The organism is Streptomyces sp. RKAG337 (assembly GCF_023701715.1).
Classification (GTDB): domain Bacteria; phylum Actinomycetota; class Actinomycetes; order Streptomycetales; family Streptomycetaceae; genus Actinacidiphila.
Map to the genome: position 1 here is coordinate 411,290 of NZ_JAJOZA010000001.1, position 17,191 is coordinate 428,480.

At 72.1% G+C, this 17,191-nt stretch carries 12 protein-coding genes and 1 pseudogene; 2 read left to right on the plus strand and 11 right to left on the minus strand.

From position 1 onward, the window contains the following. Positions 1-64 precede the first annotated feature (64 nt). The 8 genes and pseudogenes from LNW73_RS01850 to LNW73_RS01885 all read right to left on the minus strand — a co-directional run bounded on the left by LNW73_RS01850 (position 65) and on the right by LNW73_RS01885 (position 10,879). Complete coding sequence (locus LNW73_RS01850; RefSeq protein ID WP_250988580.1) at positions 65-4,510, minus strand: amino acid adenylation domain-containing protein; 4,446 nt, start codon at positions 4,508-4,510, stop codon at positions 65-67. Beyond that, positions 4,497-4,778 carry a phosphopantetheine-binding protein gene (locus LNW73_RS01855; protein ID WP_250988581.1) on the minus strand — a complete coding sequence of 94 codons (282 nt, stop codon included), beginning with the start codon at positions 4,776-4,778 and terminating at the stop codon, positions 4,497-4,499. The genes LNW73_RS01850 and LNW73_RS01855 overlap by 14 nt, the downstream gene beginning before the upstream one ends. Before the next feature lie 43 nt (positions 4,779-4,821). After that, a complete protein-coding gene (locus LNW73_RS01860) occupies positions 4,822-6,429 on the minus strand; it encodes a long-chain-fatty-acid--CoA ligase (RefSeq protein ID WP_250988582.1) in 1,608 nt (535 codons plus the stop codon). A gap of 72 nt (positions 6,430-6,501) precedes the next feature. Then, on the minus strand, positions 6,502-7,035 hold the full coding sequence (gene scoD / locus LNW73_RS01865; RefSeq protein ID WP_250988583.1) for a (2E)-enoyl-ACP glycyltransferase: 534 nt from the start codon (positions 7,033-7,035) through the stop codon (positions 6,502-6,504). 4 nt (positions 7,036-7,039) lie between these two features. Beyond that, positions 7,040-7,933 carry a (3R)-3-[(carboxymethyl)amino]fatty acid oxygenase/decarboxylase gene (gene scoE / locus LNW73_RS01870; protein WP_250988584.1) on the minus strand — a complete coding sequence of 298 codons (894 nt, stop codon included), beginning with the start codon at positions 7,931-7,933 and terminating at the stop codon, positions 7,040-7,042. Positions 7,934-7,937: 4 nt separating this feature from the next. Continuing rightward, on the minus strand, positions 7,938-8,210 hold the full coding sequence (locus tag LNW73_RS01875) for an acyl carrier protein (protein ID WP_250992772.1): 273 nt from the start codon (positions 8,208-8,210) through the stop codon (positions 7,938-7,940). A gap of 39 nt (positions 8,211-8,249) precedes the next feature. Continuing rightward, positions 8,250-9,197 (minus strand): annotated as a pseudogene (locus tag LNW73_RS01880) (beta-ketoacyl-ACP synthase III); the annotation flags it as partial. A 230-nt stretch (positions 9,198-9,427) separates the two neighbouring features. After that, on the minus strand, positions 9,428-10,879 hold the full coding sequence (locus LNW73_RS01885; protein WP_250988585.1) for an MFS transporter: 1,452 nt from the start codon (positions 10,877-10,879) through the stop codon (positions 9,428-9,430). 856 nt (positions 10,880-11,735) lie between these two features. On the opposite strand from LNW73_RS01885, the gene LNW73_RS01890 reads away from it, so the two are divergent. Then, entirely contained in the window at positions 11,736-14,099 is a 2,364-nt protein-coding gene (locus LNW73_RS01890) for a heavy metal translocating P-type ATPase (RefSeq protein WP_250988586.1), read from the plus strand. Beyond that, positions 14,096-14,626, plus strand: coding sequence for a copper chaperone PCu(A)C (locus LNW73_RS01895; RefSeq protein WP_250988587.1), 531 nt, complete (start codon positions 14,096-14,098; stop codon positions 14,624-14,626). The genes LNW73_RS01890 and LNW73_RS01895 overlap by 4 nt, the downstream gene beginning before the upstream one ends. A gap of 32 nt (positions 14,627-14,658) precedes the next feature. On the opposite strand, the gene LNW73_RS01900 is transcribed toward LNW73_RS01895, so the two are convergent. The 3 genes from LNW73_RS01900 to LNW73_RS01910 all read right to left on the minus strand — a co-directional run bounded on the left by LNW73_RS01900 (position 14,659) and on the right by LNW73_RS01910 (position 17,161). Next, the gene (locus LNW73_RS01900) at positions 14,659-15,411 is read right to left on the minus strand and encodes an aspartyl/asparaginyl beta-hydroxylase domain-containing protein (RefSeq protein ID WP_250988588.1); all 753 of its coding nucleotides are present in this window, start codon (positions 15,409-15,411) and stop codon (positions 14,659-14,661) included. Further along, positions 15,408-16,154 carry a sigma-70 family RNA polymerase sigma factor gene (locus LNW73_RS01905; RefSeq protein WP_250988589.1) on the minus strand — a complete coding sequence of 249 codons (747 nt, stop codon included), beginning with the start codon at positions 16,152-16,154 and terminating at the stop codon, positions 15,408-15,410. Before LNW73_RS01905 ends, LNW73_RS01900 begins: the two co-directional genes overlap by 4 nt. A 272-nt stretch (positions 16,155-16,426) precedes the next feature. Continuing rightward, positions 16,427-17,161, minus strand: coding sequence for a hypothetical protein (locus LNW73_RS01910; RefSeq protein WP_250988590.1), 735 nt, complete (start codon positions 17,159-17,161; stop codon positions 16,427-16,429). Between the last annotated feature and the right edge of the window lie 30 nt (positions 17,162-17,191).

Genomic DNA, 17,191 nt, shown 5'->3' on the forward strand with positions numbered 1-17,191 from the left:
CCGCTTCAGTAGTCGGAGCGGAGTCCGCCCGGGTTCCCGGATGCCGGGAATGAGATCTTCCGGATCAGCGGCGGGTTTGTCGGGGGATGCGGTTCCGCCAGTGAACGGGCGGCGGCAGCGCCCCTGTCGCGACGCAGCGCTCCAGGTATTTGAAGACCAGCGCCCGGTCGATGGGCGGGCAGGAGATCCCGCTGCCGTCGAGCCCGCGCATCAGGTTGTCGGCGACGATCCGGCCGAGCCCCAGCTCGGGTTCCGCGCTCTCGGCCACCGTGTCGTCGTCACCGTTCCAGGAGTCGAAGAACGCCAGGGTGGTGGCGGCGACATCGGCGGCGCGGGGCAGTTCCGCCCGCCACCTCGCGAGCGGCATGCGTTCCACCGGATAGCCGAACTCCCGTGTCCAGGAGTAGACGTCGGCCAGCCGGACGGTCGGCACCGGCGCGTAGTTGTACACCGGCCGCCCGGCCGGAGCGGTCGCCGTCACAGCGGAGGACAGCCGTACGACGGCCTGGGCCACGTAGTCGACCGGCGTCCAGACCTCGGCCTCGAACAGGTCGGGCACGATGCCGGCCGGGATCCCGGCGCGCAGCACGCTCCACAGGAAGTCGCGCTCGTTGACGTAGCCGGTGCCGGCCGCGCCGACGACCCGGCCGAGCCGGTGCACGGTGACGGGCAGCCCGCGTTCCGCGGCCTGTTCGACCAGCCGCTCCGAGGCCCACTTGGACTGCTGGTAGCCGTGGACGAGGCCTGGATGCGGGGGCAGGAACGTCTCCGCGACCTCGGGGCTCGCTCCGGCGGGCGGCGCGACGGACAGCGTGGAGACGAGATGGAACGGTGTCGAACGGGCCGCCGCCATCCGCAACAGCTGCCGGGTGGACTCCACGTTGGGCCCGCGCAGGCTGCCGTACTCGCGCATGATGCTGACGGTCGCGGCGTTGTGGTAGATCGCGTCGCAGCCGGCCGCCAGCTCCGCGAACCGCGCCTCGGTGAGGCCGAGGAGCGGGCGGGCGAGATCGCCCGGCTCGGCGATGACGCGGCCCTCGGATCCGGGCGGGAGGGTCAGTTCCTGCTCCGCGAGCGCCCGGTGGATCCGGTCCTCGGCCGCCGCCCGGTCCCCGGCACGCACCAGGCAGACGACGTCCGCGTCGGTGGCCGTCAGCAGTTCGGTGAGCAGCTGGGCACCGACGAAGCCGGTCGCCCCGGTGAGCAGCACCCGGCGCGGCGGCGTCACGGCCACGGCGGCAGGCCCCGCGGTGGGCCCGTCGGCGGGACGGACGGTGATGTCGTCATCGAGGACGGAGTCGGCGAGCACGGCGTCCGGTAGCGATCCGCTCGAAGCAGCACCGGTTTCGCCCGGACCGCGCTGGTCGTCCAGATGACGGGCGAGTTCGGCGGCCGTGGGGTACGTGAAGAGCCAGGCGACGCGCACATCGGTCTCCAGCTCCACACCGAGCCGGTTGGCGACCTGGATCGCCTGCAGGGACTGGGCGCCGAGGTCGAAGAAGTCGTCCTGCGGGGCGATGTCCGCGGTGCCGAGGATCCGCGCCCAGGCGGCGATGATGACCTGTTCCGTACCGTTGGCGGTCGCGTCGGCGACCACGTCGGCGGCCGGCCGGGCGGGCTCTGCGACGGCCGGTGCCGCGAGCGCGTTGCGGTCGATCTTGCCCGCGCCGGTGCGGGGCAGCCGGTCGGTGAAGACGACGGCGGACGGGATCATCGCGGCGGGCAGGGTCGCCCGCAGATGCTCACGGACCTCGGCGGCGGCCGGTACCGGCCGGTCGGCGACGACATGCGCGACCAGTCGGCGCGTACCGTCCGGCAGCACCTGCCCGACGACCGCCGCCTCCCGTATCCCCTGATGCGTGAGCAGGACGGTCTCCACCTCGGCGGGCTGCACCCGGTGCCCACTGATCTTGAACTCGCCGTCGGCCCGCCCCACGAACCGGAGCTGGCCGTCCGCTCCGAGCCGTACGAGGTCGCCGGTCCGGTACGCACGCGGTCGGTCGGGCAGCTCCGGCAGCGGCTGGAACCGGGAGTCGTCGGCGCCCGCACCTCCCCGGTATCCCCGGGCGAGCGCGTCGCCGACGAGATACAGCTCGCCGGTGGAATCCGTGCTTCCGTCGTTCGCCGGCGACGTGACGACGACGGCTCTCGTGCCGGCCAGCGGGCGTCCGATCGGGACGTCCCCGCGCGCCAGTTCCGGCGCGTGCAGCTCCGCCACGGTGGCCACGACGGTCGTCTCCGTCGGCCCGTAGGTGTTGAACAGCCGCACCGAGGACCCGACCGCGTCGCGCCAGCGGTCCACCCGCTCCGGCAGCGCCGTCTCGCCGCCGATGATGACGGTGCGCAACCCGGGCGGCAGGTCCGCGGCCCCGGTCGAGACCGCGTACGCCAGCTCGTGCCAGTACGCCGTCGGCAGGTCGAGAACGGTGATCCCCAGCCGTTCGCACGACCGGGTCAGCACCGGAACGGACTCGGTCATCGCGTCGGTGCGCACCACGAGCGCGGCGCCGGCGCAGAGCGTCAGGAAGATCTCCTCCACGCTGGCGTCGAAGTGCAGCGGCGCGAACTGCAGGACGCGGTCGTCCGCGCCGATCCCGTACCGGTCGGTCGCCCCCGCCACGAAGTGGGCCAGCGCGGCATGGCTGATCTCCACGCCCTTGGGCCGGCCGGTGGAGCCGGAGGTGTGGATGACGTAGGCGAGCCGGTGCGGGTCGGGGTTCGGCGCGGCAGCGGTGGAACCCCCGGTGTCCACTCCGTCCAGCAGCAGCTGCGGCAGACCGCCGCCCGTGAACCGGTCGGCGTACCGCGCCGTCGTGATGACGGCCCGCGCCCCGGATTCGGCGCACAGCGTCTCGATCCGCGCGGCCGGGGCGCCGGGGTCCACCGGGCAGTACGCGGCGCCCGCGAGGAGGACTCCGAGGATGGCGGTGATCGCCTCGATGCCGCGGGGCAGCGCGACGATCACCAGGTCTCCGGGAGCGGTGCCCGAACCGGCCAGCCGCCCGGCCACACCGTGCGCGGCGGCCAGCAGTCCGGCGTAGCTGAGGGTGGCGCCGTCGAACTCGACGGCGGTCGCGTCCCCGTGGGTGGCGGCGTGCTCGGCCATCAGGTCGAGGACGGGACGCGCGGGGCGGGGCAGCGGCCCCCCGTCGAGGGTCACCGCGGTCCTGGCGGGCCGGGTGGTCCGGCGGGAGCCCGGTTCGCCCAGCGGGCGGTCCGGTGCGGCCGTCGCGTCGTTCAGCAGGGCCAGCACCGCGTACTGGTGCCGGGCGAGTTCGGGCTCGCTGTACAGCTCCGGGTGCGCGTCGAAGGCGAACCGCAGGCCCGCGCCCTCGGCCCGGTCGTAGACGTTGACGGACAGGTCGTCGACCGGTCCCGCCGACACGTTGTGGACGGTGCTGCGGTGCCCGGCGAAGCGCAGGTCGTACTCGAACGGCATGATGTTGACGCCGGGACCCGACAGACGGCGCTTTCCGCCGACCAGCTTGAGTTCCCTGCGCAGGTGCTCGTACCGGTAGCGCTGGTGCGGCAGCCCGGCGCGCAGCTCCGCCGAGACGCGGCCGGCCAGGTCGCGCAGCGTGTCGCCGTCGCCGACCGCGATCCGCAGCGGCAGGACGTTGCGGACCATGCACGGCACCCGCAGCGACACCGAGCCGAGCCGGCCCATCGCGGGCAGGCTCAGCACCACTTCGGGCTCGCCCGACACCTGGCCGAGGTACCCGGCGGTGACCGCGAGCACCACGTCGGACCAGGTGACGGAGAGCTCACGGGCGACCGCGCGCAGCGTTTCGGTCTCCGCCGCGCCGAGGTCGGTCACCCGGCGCCGGAAGGTGCGGGCGGGCAGTGCGGAACGGTCGGCGAGGCTGGGTACCGGCGGGCGGTCCGCGAACCGCCGGGTCCAGTAGGCCCCGTCGGTCGCGCGCCGCTTCGACGCCAGATAGGTCCGGTCCTCCTCGAAGACCGACTCCAGGGTGCCGAAGCCGCTCTCCCCCAGCGGTGTGCCCTGGGCCAGCGCCGTGTAGACGTCCGCGACCCGGCGGGCGACGAGCGACAGGCCGAACCCGTCGAGCGCGATGTGGTGCACGCGGTGGTACCAGAGGAATTCCGCCGGTCCGGTCTGCAGCAGCGCGTGCCCGAAGACGGGGTCGTGGGCGAGATCCACCGGGCGGGCCAGATCGCGCTCCATCCAGGCGGTGGCGGCGGCCCGCGGGTCCGGCTCGGCGGTCAGGTCCGCGGTGTGCAGGCGCCAGTCCACGGCCGGCACCGCGATCTCCCACGGCCGGCCGTCCACCTCGACGAACCGAACGTTGAGCGCCTCGACCTCGCCGACGACATGGTGCAGGGCCTTGTCGAACGCCGCCACGTCCACCGGCCCATGGATCTGTACGTATTCGGCGGTGTTGTACGCGGGGCTCTCCACGTCGAGCTGATGGCCGGTCCAGATGCCCTCCTGCGCGGTGAGCAGGGCCCGGCGGCCCGCGGGCGCGGTGCGGTGGTCAGGCGTCGGCACGTGCGCCTCCGGACTGCCGGTCCGACAGCAGCTGCCACCACTGGGCGAACGAGGTGCGCTCCGCCAGTTCGACGAAGCTGACCTCGGCCCCGGCCGCGCGCCAGCGCTCGGCGAGGGTGACGATGCGCAGCGAGTCCAGGCCGGCGTAGAGCGGGTTCTCCTCCAGGTCGACCTCGTCGGGCTGCTGGTGGAGGAACTCGGCCAGATCGGCACGGAAGTCCGCGAGTGTCAGGGGCGTTGAGGGCGTCAGGGGCTCAGGCACAGTCATGTGGTCTCTCTCGAAGTCACGCGGGGTGTCGCGGGCGGCGGGGTCAGTTGACCTTGCGCCCGGCGTCGTCCCAGAAGCGGTCACGCAGCTCCCGGCGCAGGATCTTGCCGCTCGGATTGCGGGGCACGTGGTCGATGAACTCGTAGGTGGCGGGCAGCTTGAACGCGGCCAGCCGTTCCACCAGGAAGCGGTGCAGATCCCGGGGTTTCGGCGGCTCCTGGCCCGGGACGGCGACGACGAAGGCCCGGACGCTCTCGCCCCAGCGCTCGTCCGGCGCTCCGACGATCACCGCTTCCGCGACACCCGGGTGTGCTTCCAGCGCCGACTCGATCTCGGCCGGGTAGACGTTCTCGCCGGCCACGATGACGGCGTCCTTGATGCGGTCGCTGATGAAGACATAGCCCTCGTCGTCCAGGTAACCGGCGTCCCCGGTGTGCACCCAGCCGTCGACGAGCGTCTCGCGGGTCTTGTCGGGCAGGCCCCAGTACTCCAGCATCCGGGCCGGAGTGGCCAGGCACACCTCGCCGACGACGCCGGGCGGCAGCGGTTCGCCCTTGTCGTCGATCACCTTGCAGCCGATGCCCGGGTACGGCCGTCCGGCGGCCTTCATCCGTGCCCCGCCGGGCACATGGGCGGCGGGCGGCAGACACACGGCCGTGTTGCCGGTCTCGGTCAGACCGTAGATCTGGGCGAAGTCGCTGCCGAACATCGTCAGGCTCTCCTCCAGCAGCGCCTCGGAGATCGGCGAACCGCCGTAGACGATCTTCCGGAGGGTGCCGAAGTCCCCCGGTGCCACTCCGGGTTCCGCGAGGATCATGCGCAGCATCGCGGGCACCACGCAGGCGGTGGTGATCCCGAGGTCGCGGATGAGGGCGACGGCGTCGGGTGCGGAGAAGGCGCGCATCACCACCACCGTGACCCCGGCGTTGAAGTTCTGGGTGGCCCACCACAGGCCGCCGACGTGGAATCCCGGTATGCCGACCAGGGCGATGTCGCCGGTCCGCCAGTCGATCCAGTCCAGACCCTCGCCGGCCAGCGCGTCCCGGACGGCGAAGAAGCTGCGGTGCGCGAGGACGACTCCCTTGGGCAGTCCGGTGGTTCCGCTGGTGTAGAGCTGGGCGATCGCGTCGTCAGGGCCCGATCCGGGGTGCAGATCGGTGTCCGGCCGCGCGTCCTTCCAGGACCGGTACTCCGGCCGGTCACCGTCGGGAGCACCGCCGAGCAGGACCACGGTTCCCGGCGGCTCGGTCGGCATGCGGTCGACGACCGGGGTGAACTCACTCTCCAGAAAGAGCAGTTCACTCGCCGAGTCCTGGAGGATGTGACTCACCTCGGGAGCGGTGAGCCGCCAGTTGACCGGCACCAGTACCGTCTCGCTCTTGGCGCACGCGAAGAGGATCACGTAGTAGTGCTCGGACTCCCGGCCGAGGTGCGCGACCCGCGCTCCCGGCGCGAGTCCCGCGGACCGGATCGCGTGGGCGACGCGGTTGCTCTCCCGGTGCAGCTCGCCGTAGGTGAGCGTACGGTCCTCGCAGCGTACGGCCGGGGTCTCCGGCCGTACGGCGGCGTGGAAGGCCGCGGTGTCCCACAGCGTCCGCAGGAACGGGTAGTACGGGCGTTCGTCGTCCTGCGGACGACCCACGGTGCTCACAGCCACTGTCCTTTCTGGGGCCGCGCGCCGCCGCTGGACAGGACGGCGGCGCGCGGCGGTTTCAGGGGGCCTTCAGGACGCGCCGACGGCGGCTTCGTCGAAGGCGTTGACGAAGGCGAGCTTCACCTCGCCGTCGCAGCGGCCGCCCGCCGCGTCCCAGTACCGGTAGGAGGTGTCCGCGATGATCAGCGGAGCGCCGCCGCCGGGTGAGCGCCGGTCCACCGCGAGGAACTCGAACTCCCCCGAGAAGGCACGGGCGTTGATGGGACGGCGGAAACTCCCGCCGAACCGGGCGATGAGGATGTCGGGCAGCTGATGCCGCCAGTAGTCCTCCAGCGTCCAGGAGCTGAATTCCGCCAGCAGCCCCTCCTTGACCGACTTGGCGACCACGTAATACATCATCTGGTTGTAACTGATGTTCACCTCGACCGCGTTGAGGTGCCCGGTGTCGTCGATGTAGCAGGACTCGTCGATGGAGAATTCACACACGGCCGACACCCGGCCGTTCTCCGCGGTGACCTCTGCGGACCGGAGATAGCAGCAATTCGCCTTGTAAGGCCGCAGCACCTGCGACAGGAGTTCGGTGTCGGTGACGTAGACGGTCATCGCGCTACGCCGCCGGGGACTCGGTGTCGTAGAGCTTGCGCTCGTCGTGCACCGTGACGCGGAAGGAGACGGTCGGCTCCGGAGTGGCGGTGTGCAGGGCACGGTGGATCAGGCTGCGGTTGTCCCACACCAGCAGGTCGCCCTGCTCGAAACTCTGCAGGTGGATACCGGGATGGGTGAACTCGTCGTCGAGCTGCCCGGTGGCCTCGAACAGCCGGCGCAGCAGCGTCTCGTCGAGCGGCACGCCGTTCGCGTCCTCCAGGCCGACGGTGAATCCCTCGCTGAGGTACAGCACCGTCTCGCCGGTGAACGGGTGGGTGAAGGTGGTGGGCTTCACCACCGGCGGGGTCTTGGTCTCGACCTCCTCCAGGATTTCGGAGATGGGCCGGTACACGTCGTGCGGCCGGATCTTGAAGTACTTCCGTACGGAATGCCGTGCGTAGGTGCCCTCGATGTCCTGCTTCAGATCCTCGGGCAGTGCCTCGTACGCCCGGCCCATGTCGATGAAATAGGTTCCGCGGCTCTTCTGCGGAATCACCTGCGGGTAGATGAGGGTGAGTCCGAACGGGTCCGGCATGAACATGTAGTCGGCGTGCCAGAACTTGCCGGTCTTCGGTACCCCGATCTGCTTTCCGTCCTTGGGGACGTTCGAGGAGACGAATATCTCCTCGACCTCGGGGTGCTGGTACATGGGCTCGTAGTACGTCTCGGGACGGCCCAGCCGCTTGCCGAGTTCGAGGAACTGTTTGGGCGACAGGTCCTGGCCCTTCAGCACCGCGATCTTGCGGGTGTAGACGGTCTGCTTGAGCGTCGCGATGTCCTCGTCGGAGGCGGCGGCGTGGTCGAAGCCCTCGATGCTCGCACCGAGCGTCTTGCCGGCCTGCGGAGTGATCTTCATGGGGTCAGCCCTTCGGGTGGTGGGTGGTCGAGGTGCCGATCGGGCCGTCGAGCTTGGCGTCGATCAGCCGTACGGCCTCGTCGAGGGTGAGGTCGCCGCGGAGTTCGTTGTCCGCCACCTCGATGCCGAGGTCACGCTCCAGGCGCATGCTGATCTCGACCATCGTCAGCGAGTCGACGTCGAGTTCGGCGAACGACGCCTCGGGGCGGACCCGTTCCGGGTCCGCGTCGTGCAGCTTCGCGATGATCGCGACCAACTGCTCGTAGGTGGTGCTCATGTGGGCTGTCTCCTCCGTTGTCCTTCGGGTACCGGAAGCGGTGAGGTCGGGCCACCGCAGCACGCAGGAGCCCCAGGTGAGGCCGCCTCCGAACGCGGTGAGCAGGATGCGCTGGCCCGGCTGGACGGCCTGCCGGTCGGCGGCGTCGGCGAGGGCGAGCGGTATCGAGGCGGCGCCGGTGTTGCCGACGGACTCGATGTTGGACACACAGGCGGTCCTGGCGAGGCCGAGCTCATCGGCCACCGAGTGCAGGATCCGCAGATTGGCCTGGTGGGGCACGAAGTGGTCGACGTCCTCGACCTTCCAGTCGGCGCGCTCCAGCACCGCGCGCGCCGAACCGGCCATACGGGTCACGGCGTGCCGGTAGACCTCCCGTCCACGCATCGCGAAGTGCTGGTCCGCGCGAGTGGCGTCGCCTGCGCGCTGCCGGGAGCCGCCGGCCGCGACGATGATGAGGTCCTCGCCGGCGCCGTCACTGCCGAGGTCGAAGTGGGTCACGGCGCCGAGCTCGTCCGCGTGCCCGGCGCGCAGCACCACCGCCCCCGCACCGTCGCCGAAGATGATCGCGTTCGCCCGGTCGTCGGGGTCCACGATGGCGGAGTACGTGTCCGCGCCGATCAGCAGCACCCGGCGTGCGACGCCGGCCGCGATGAGCCCGGCCGCGGACGCCAGCCCGTAGACGAAACCGGTGCACACCGCGCTGACGTCGAACGCGGCGACACCGTTCAGACCGAGCCGGTCGGCGACGACGGGCGCGGTGGCCGGGCAGGAGCGGTCCGGTGTGGTGGTGGCGACGATCACCGCGTCCACCGACTCGATGCCGGCCGACTCCAGCGCACGGCGGCCCGCCTCGACCGCCAGGTCGGAGGTGGCCTGCCCGGGGTCCGCGAAGTGCCGCCGGCCGATGCCGGTACGGGTTCTGATCCAGGCGTCGGTGGTGTCCAGCCGCTGCGACAGTTCTTCGTTGGTGACGACCCGGGGCGGCAGCCACCCGGCGAGTCCGCAGACGACGGCGACGGGCCGGGACCCGTCGGGCCGGTGGGCCGGGTGGGTCGGATCGGTGGGATCGGTGACGGTGTTCGGCAGGGTCGGAGCGTTCGGGCTGAGCACGACGGTTCTCCTCGGTATGCGTGCACTTGCGCGGCCACGGGGGGCCGGGAGGAAATCGGAGGCAGCAGGGCGGGGGCGGCAGTCGGCAACGCCACGCGTGACCAGGGTCAGGGAGCCGCAGGGGCCGGAGGGGCCGGGGTTAAGGGGCGCGGCACTCTGCGGAAGGCCAGCAGCACCACGGTGCCCAGACAGATGCCGGCCGCGATCACGTACACGGCCGTGCGGATGTCGCCCAGCAGGGCGAGCCGCAGCGCGTCGCCGGTGAGCCCGCCGTGCCGGCCGGTGTCGGCGACGGCCACCAGCACCGCGAGACCGACCGCACCACCGACCTGGAGGGTCGTGGACGCGAGACCGGACGCGACCCCCTGGTCCCCGGGCGCGACCCCGGTGGCCGCCGCGATCCACATCGCGGTCCAGCCGGCGCCCTGCCCGGCGCTCAGCAGCACGATCCCCGGCAGCACCCGCGCGTACGAGCCGTCGGCGGTCAGCCCCAGCGCGAGCAGCGCGGCACCGGCGGCGCCCAGCAGCAGTGCTCCCAGCAGGGTCTTCGTCATCCCGATCGCGCCGACCGCCAGCTCACCCGCCTTGGTGCCGGCCGCGACCACGAGCGCCGGTACGAGGAAGGCGAGTCCGGTCTCGAGGGCGCTGTAGCCGCGGACCGTCTGGAAGTACAGCGTCAGGAAGTACGGCAGTGAGCTGAAGGTGGCGCTGAACACCGCGGTCAGCCCCATGGCGGCGACCAGGCTCCGGTGGGCGAACAGCCGGGCCGGGGTGAGCGGATCGCGGGTGCGGGTCTCGATGACCGCGAAGGCCGCGAGCAGGGCGACGGAGGCCACCGAGCAGCCGAGGACGGAGAGGCTGGTCCAGCCGGCCTCGGGCGCGTGCACCAGGACGAAGACCAGCAGGGTGATGCCGCCGGTCGCCGCGAGCGCGCCAGCCACGTCGAACTCCCGCCGCTGACCCCGCACTTCGTCGACCGGGAACAGCATCCAGCCCGCCACGGCGATCGCCCCGGCCAGCGGCACGTTGACGTAGAAGACCGACGGCCAGCCGAACGCGTCGACGAGCACTCCGCCGAGCAGGGAGCCGAAGCAGAGTCCGCCCGCGCCCGCGGCGCCCCAGACGGCGAGCGCCCGGTTGCGGGCCGGTCCTTCGCTGAACAGCGTATTGATCAAAGAGAGAGTGGCGGGAAACAGCAGGGCCCCGCCGATGCCCTGGACGGCGCGGACGGCCACCAGGACGGTGGCGGATCCGGCCAGTCCGCCGACGAGCGAGGAGCCGGCGTACAGCAGCGCGGCGACGACGAAGACCCGGCGGCGGCCGACCAGGTCCGTGGTGCGGCCGCCCAGCAGCAGGAATCCGGCGGTGGCGACGACGTAGGCGCTGACCACCCACTGGAGGTCCTGGGCCGAGAAGCCGAGACCGCTGCCGATGCTCGGGAGCGCGACGTAGACGACGTTGAAGTCGAGAGCGATGACGAGCTGGGCGGTGGCCAGGACGAACAAGGACAGTCCGAGACGTTGGCGCGATGGAGCGGGTGGTGCCTTCAGTGCAGACATGCTCGGACGTTCCCCCTTGGAATCCGCCCCTGGTCGTATGCCCGTCATACGCCGGGAGCGGCGGCCCGTCCTGGATCCTGACCGAGGTGCCGGAAGGCGGCAAACGCCGTGCATTCGTTTTGGACTGTCCTGACGTCCTGTTGCGAATGCGGCTTCCTTATGATCCGGAGGATCCGCCGTTTCGGAGCAAGGGGATGTGCCGCCGATATCTGGCCAAAATAATGGGCACTCCGGAAGACGATGTCAACCCGGGCCACTGACCAAACCTGCTATTTTTGGCCATTCCTGGGACCCTGCACCGCACAGGAGATGGCGAATTCCGACCGTAACTCCCGCGACACCGTGTCGTTCTCACCACACCGGCCTTCAACAGGTGTTTTACAGTAGTCGGATGACGGAGCCGTTCAGTTCCCGGCCCCTTCGATATTTTTCATCACACCTTACTGAGTTGCCGATCGGGCTACCAGCCCCGAACAGCATGCAAACATTAGGGAGTGGCATTGACTCCCGTGGCAGAAACCCGCACTCCCTCGCGTTCCGCCAGCTCCTGGCGTATATCCAGGGCCGCGCCACCACCGGCCCTGCTCGGATTCCTGGTGTTGTTGGCCGTGTTGATGGCGGGCTCGTTCGCGGTCGGCCGGGCGGCCGGTCCCGTCTCCCCCGGAATCCACCGGACAGGCAATGACGCACCGGGTGTTCCGGGCGATCCGGCGCCGGATTCCGGGCCGGGATCCGGGCCGGGATCCGGGCCCGGTTCCGAGCCGGGAGCACCGTCGGAACCGGACAGCGACGGCGGTGGGATGCCGGGCATGGGCGGCATGGGGTCGCAGGGGCCCGAGCTCCCGGCGGCCGGACGATGACGGCCACCGGTCCGGTCACCACGGACCTGGTCGTCGGCGGTATGACGTGCGCGGCCTGCGTCGGCCGGGTGGAGAAGAAGCTCGCGAGGCTCCCGGACGTGACCGCCAGCGTGAATCTGGCCACCGGCCGGGCCCGGGTCACCCACCCGCCGGAGATGCCCGCCGAGCAGCTGATTTCAGCCGTCGAGCAGGCCGGCTACACCGCCGAACTGCCACGGCCGCCCGCACCGGCCGGCACCGGAACCACCGCGGCGGCCGACTGCGCCCGGCCCGATGGCGCCACGGCCCGTGACGCCGACCGGGACCGGTTGCTCGGCACCGCGGCGCTCGCGCTCCCCGTCATGCTGCTGTCCATGGTCCCGGCCTGGCAGTTCAACCACTGGCAGTGGCTGTGCTTCACCCTCGCCGCACCCGTCGCCGTATGGGGGGCCTGGCCCTTCCACCGGCTGGCCCTGCGGGGGCTGCGGCACTCGGCGGCCACCATGGACACACTGGTGTCCGTGGGGGTGGCCGCGTCCTTCCTCTGGTCCGTGTACGCGCTGTTCCTCGGCGGGGCCGGCGAACAGAACATGCGGATGCCGTTCAACTGGCTGCCGACGGCGGGCGACGGGGTCGCCCATGTGTACCTGGAGGCGGCGGTCGGCGTTCCGCTGTTCGTACTGACCGGGCGCTATCTGGAGGCACACGCGCGGCGCGGCACCGGCTCGGCGCTCCGCGCGCTGGCCGAACTCGGCGCCAAGGACGTCGAGTTGCGGGACCGCAACGGACACGGCGGCCCACGGATACCGATCGCCGAGCTGCGGGTGGGCCAGGAGTTCCTCGTCCGGCCCGGGGAGAAGGTCGCCACCGACGGTGTCGTGGTGGAGGGCAGTTCCGCGCTCGATCTCTCCCTGGTCACCGGTGAGAGCACACCGGTGGAGGTCGGGCCGGGCACCACGGTGGTGGGCGCTGCGGTCAACTCCGGCGGGCTGCTGGTGGTGCGGGCGACAGCCGTCGGCGCCGACACCCAACTCGACCGGATCACCCGTCTGGTGACCGACGCCCAGGCGGGCAAGGCCCGTATCCAGCGGCTCGCGGACTCCGTCGCGGGCGTGTTCGTCCCCGCCATCGTGACGGTCGCCGCCACCGTGCTCAGCTTCTGGCTGGGAGCGGGGGCCGGCGCGGAGGCCGCCGTGACCGCCGCCGTCGCCGTACTGGTCGTGGCCTGCCCGTGCGCGCTCGGCCTCGCCACCCCCACCGCCTTTCTCGCCGCCACCGGTCGCGGCGCCCAACTGGGCATCCTGGTCCGCGAGCCCGAGGCACTGGAGCGGCTGCGCCAGGTGGACACCGTCGTGTTCGACAAGACCGGCACGCTCACCACCGGCCGGATGGCCCTCGTCGAGACCACGACCGTTCCCGGAGGGCCGGCCGCGGCCGAGGTGCTGCGGCTGGCGGGCGCGGTGGAGCACGGCTCTGAGCACCCCATCGGGCGGGCGGTGGCCGCCGCCGCGCGCCGCCGCGCCGGAGAGGGCACCGCTCTCCCCGGGGCCGAGGACTTCCGGGCGCTGCCCGGCGTCGGTGTGTCCGGCCGGGTCGAGGGACGGGAGGTCCGGGTGATCGGCCCCCGCGGCCGATCCGCTCTCCCCGGTGTCCTGCGGCAGGCGCTCGACCGGGCGGAGCACGCCGCGCACACCGCCGTCGTCGTGGAGCTGGACGGCCGGGCGGTCGCCGTGCTGGCCGTCGGCGACACCGTCCGCCCTTCCAGCTATCGCGCCGTGCGCCATCTGCGGGAGCTCGGCATCGAATCCGTCCTGCTGACCGGCGACGGCCCCGCAGCGGCCAAGGCGGTCGCCGAGCAGGCCGGCATCACCCAGGTGCACGCGGGTGTCCTCCCGCAGGGCAAGGCGGAGATCATCACCGGACTGCAGGCCGCCGGGCGGCGGGTGGCGATGGTCGGTGACGGCGTCAACGACGCCGCGGCGCTGGCCGTCGCCGACCTCGGGATGGCGATGGGCGCGGGGACCGACGTGGCGATCGGCGCGGCCGACATCACGCTCGTCCGCGAGGACATGGAGGCGGTCGTGGAAGCGGTCCGGCTCACCCGCCGCACCCTGCGCACGATCCGCGCCAACCTCGGCTGGGCGTTCGGGTACAACCTCCTCACCGTGCCGCTCGCGGCCACCGGCTGGCTCGACCCGATGTTCGCGGCGCTGGCGATGTCGGCCAGCTCGGTGCTCGTCGTCGGCAACAGCCTGCGGCTGCTCGCTCCTTCGGCCGGCGGCGGACCCGGCCCGGGTTCCGGGCCGGGAGGCGGCGGGCGGTCCGGGCGTACGCCGGGCCGGCGGCAGGGCGGCGAACGGTCCCTGGCGGGTGCGCGATGAGTACGCCGATCCGCGACGACGACCGGCCCGCCTCCGGCACGGACGGCATCGTCCTGGAGGTGCCGGGTGCGGTGCGCGCCGCGCTGGTCCCGGTGGCCACCTGCGTGGCCGTGCTGGCGCTGCTCACCGCCTATACGACGACGGGCGCGGCCGGTGAACCCCCGGCCCGCATCACCGTCACCGACGCCCGGCTCTTCCGGCCCACCAACACCGAGGCGACCGCGGCCTTCTTCACCCTCCGCAACTCCGGCGGCACCGACGACATCCTGCTGTCGGTGGACTCCCCGGTCCTGGGGCCGGCGATGCTCACCCGCACGGTCGTCCGCGACGGAGCCGGCCGGATGACACCCGCCGGCCCGGTCGCGGTGCCCGCGCACCGCGTCGTGACCATGGATCCGGCCGGGCTCGACGTCATGATCCAGCGCCCGCCGCGGCTGCCGCTGGGCGAGCGGGTGCCGTTCGTCCTGCGCTTCCGGGACAGCGGGGTCATACGCGTCGAGGCCGTGGTCGTCCGTCCGGGAGCCTGACCCCGGACGGACGACGGCCCGTCAGCCCCCGGTCATCCCTCCCCCATCAGCTTCCGGATCTCGGTGATGAGGGCGACGAGCGCCGCCCGCTCCGGGACCGTGGTGTCGGGGTGCCAGAGGTCGATCAGCAGGGCGGTGCGCGGCCGGTTGCCGCGGTTCCACGCGTCGTGCTCGAAGGAGTAGTCGAACAGCAGGCACTTGCCCTCCTCCCAGCTCCTGGTCTCACCGGCGACCGTGATGCCGCAGCCCTCCGGGATGTCCACGGCGAGGTGCAGATTGATGCTGAAGTTCCACAGGTCGTGGTGCGGGGCAATCGACGCGCCTGGCAACAGCGTGGAGAAGTGGCTCTCCAGGAGCGGGCAGATCTTCCCGGTGTCGACCGCGTACTCCTCGAGCACCCCGAACGCCGTCGGCACGACGTCCGCCGACTCCCGAACCAGGTCTCCCTTGCGGTACAGATACAGCGCCTGCCAGTCCTCCTGGCGCGTCAGGTAGTGCTCGTAGTCGGAGAACGCGGCCCGGCGCTCGGACCAGGCCTCCGCCAGCTCGCTTCTTATGGCGGAGTGCGCGGCTTCGAGAGCGTGCACCACGGGGGCCAGCTCCTGGTGTTCGTACGGGTCGTGCCACGGGCGCTGCGAGATCCCGGGCATGATCCACTTGGCGCCCTTCTGCAGCGGGTGCCGGTCCTGCCGCCCCGGCTCCAGCATCTGCTCGACGCGCTCGATGGCCCCCGCCCCGTACTGCTCCCGCAGTGCGGCGAAGGCCTTCTCCATCTCGGGGGTCATGCGTGGCTCCAGACGTGCTGCGGTGTGATGTGGCGTGGACGGATGGGGTACTCGGCGGTCTCGTGCCCACGGTCGGGGTGCTCCGTGAAGGGGCGATCCGTGGCGTGGTGCTGCTCCGTGGCGTGCTGCCGGTGTGCGGCTCCCGGGCGCGGCGCCGTCTCCGCCGCCTTCAGCAGGACGACCAGGTCGTCGCGGGCGCGGGCGACGCGGGACCGTACGGTGCCGATCGGGCAGCCGGCCGTGGAGGCGGCCTCGGCGTAGGACAGGCCGAGCAGCTGGGTGAGGACGAACGCCTCCCGGCGTGGCGCCTGCAGGGTGTCGAGCAGTTCGAGCATCGCCACGCCCTCCTCGAAGCCCGGCACCCCGACGGGCTGGGTTCCCTCGGCGGCGCTGCGCCAGTCGACGGCGTCGGAGATTCGGGGCCGGGCGGCGGCGTGCCGGTAGCGGTCGATGACGGCCCGGCGGGCGATCGACAGCAGCCAGGTCCGCGCGCCCGAACGGCCGGCGAACCGCGGCAGGCCGCCCAGCGCCCGCAGGAACGTGTCCTGGGTCAGGTCGTCGGCGCCGTGCACATCGCCGCTCAGATGGGCGGTGAACCGCCAGACGTCGCTGTACGTCGCCTGTACGAATCGCTCGACCGCCACTGGATCACCGCCGCGCGCGGCGAGCGCCCACTCGGTGACCTGTTCGTCGTCCTTGCGAGCCGACGCCCTCGGGGCGCCCCTCACCAGGGCATGAGTCATCACAAAAGGTCCTTCTCGTGCTGCACGGCCGCACCACGGCGTGAAGCGGCCGTCGGCGAACGGCATCTCAGGACCGGCGGTGTCCGTCCGGACGGGCCCGGTCCGTGTCCCCCGGCCGCGGTCGGCGGGCGGTGGGAGAGATCCGTGTGGTCAGGGACCGGCCTGCGCGACGGCGCCGGCCGTGGGCGCGGCGGCGTACGGGCAGGCGGGTGCTCCGCCCGTCACCCGGGCGCGCGGCATTGGTCGGCCGGGCGCGCCGGGGACGAGCGGTGTCAGCAGTGCCGGACGGCTGCTGGTGGGCCCCTGCGGGACAGGACGTGGTGCAGCAGAACGCCGCGCAGCGCGTGCGCGGGAGCGTCGTCGGCGGTACGGCGCGGGCACGGCCGGCCGTCGTCCTGAGCGGTGCGGAAGAAGCGGCACAGCACGCGCCAGACGCGTCGCAACGGGGCGGCCACCAGGGCCGACAGGGCCCGTCCGAGACGGAAGGCGCCCGCCTCACCGCGCCACAGCCACAGTCCGCAGACCACGGCGGCGAGCAGGTGGGCGAGGAACATCGTGGTGGAGTCGTGGCCGCCGGACGACATGCCCATGAGGTCGGAGTCGGCGATCGGGTGACCGGCGGAACCGGACATACCCATGCCCATGTTCATGCTCATGTCCATGTCGCCGATGCGCATGACCGCGGACATCGCGGCGGAGCCGCTGTGCATGCCCGGCATGTCGTGGGACATGAGGCCGGCCGTTCCCCGGCCGAGTGGCTGGGTGAGCCCGAACAGGGTGTGCAGGCCGAGTTGGGCCAGGACGGTGGATCCGGTGACGACCAGAACGCCGCGTTCCCGCCCGGCCAGCCACCAGGCGGCCGAGGCCGTACCGGAGAAGGCCGCGCAGAGCGACCACCACGGAACGGGGACGCCGGAGGCCCAGGAGTGCCCGAGCGCTGCCATCAGCACGCAGACGGCCGCGAACATCGCGGCTCGTGCGGTGCGGGACGCCGGCCCGGTGGTCATGCGGCCATCGTGCCACCCCGGCCCGCCCGA

Coding starts and splice junctions, on each gene's coding strand:
- LNW73_RS01855 (WP_250988581.1), bottom strand. CDS start 4,778: ATGACTGTGCCTGAGCCCCTGACGCCCTCAACGCCCCTGACACTCGCG.
- scoD (WP_250988583.1), bottom strand. CDS start 7,035: ATGACCGTCTACGTCACCGACACCGAACTCCTGTCGCAGGTGCTGCGG.
- scoE (WP_250988584.1), bottom strand. CDS start 7,933: ATGAAGATCACTCCGCAGGCCGGCAAGACGCTCGGTGCGAGCATCGAG.
- LNW73_RS01875 (WP_250992772.1), bottom strand. CDS start 8,210: ATGAGCACCACCTACGAGCAGTTGGTCGCGATCATCGCGAAGCTGCAC.
- LNW73_RS01885 (WP_250988585.1), bottom strand. CDS start 10,879: ATGTCTGCACTGAAGGCACCACCCGCTCCATCGCGCCAACGTCTCGGA.
- LNW73_RS01890 (WP_250988586.1), top strand. CDS start 11,736: ATGACGGCCACCGGTCCGGTCACCACGGACCTGGTCGTCGGCGGTATG.
- LNW73_RS01895 (WP_250988587.1), top strand. CDS start 14,096: ATGAGTACGCCGATCCGCGACGACGACCGGCCCGCCTCCGGCACGGAC.
- LNW73_RS01900 (WP_250988588.1), bottom strand. CDS start 15,411: ATGACCCCCGAGATGGAGAAGGCCTTCGCCGCACTGCGGGAGCAGTAC.
- LNW73_RS01905 (WP_250988589.1), bottom strand. CDS start 16,154: ATGACTCATGCCCTGGTGAGGGGCGCCCCGAGGGCGTCGGCTCGCAAG.
- LNW73_RS01910 (WP_250988590.1), bottom strand. CDS start 17,161: ATGACCACCGGGCCGGCGTCCCGCACCGCACGAGCCGCGATGTTCGCG.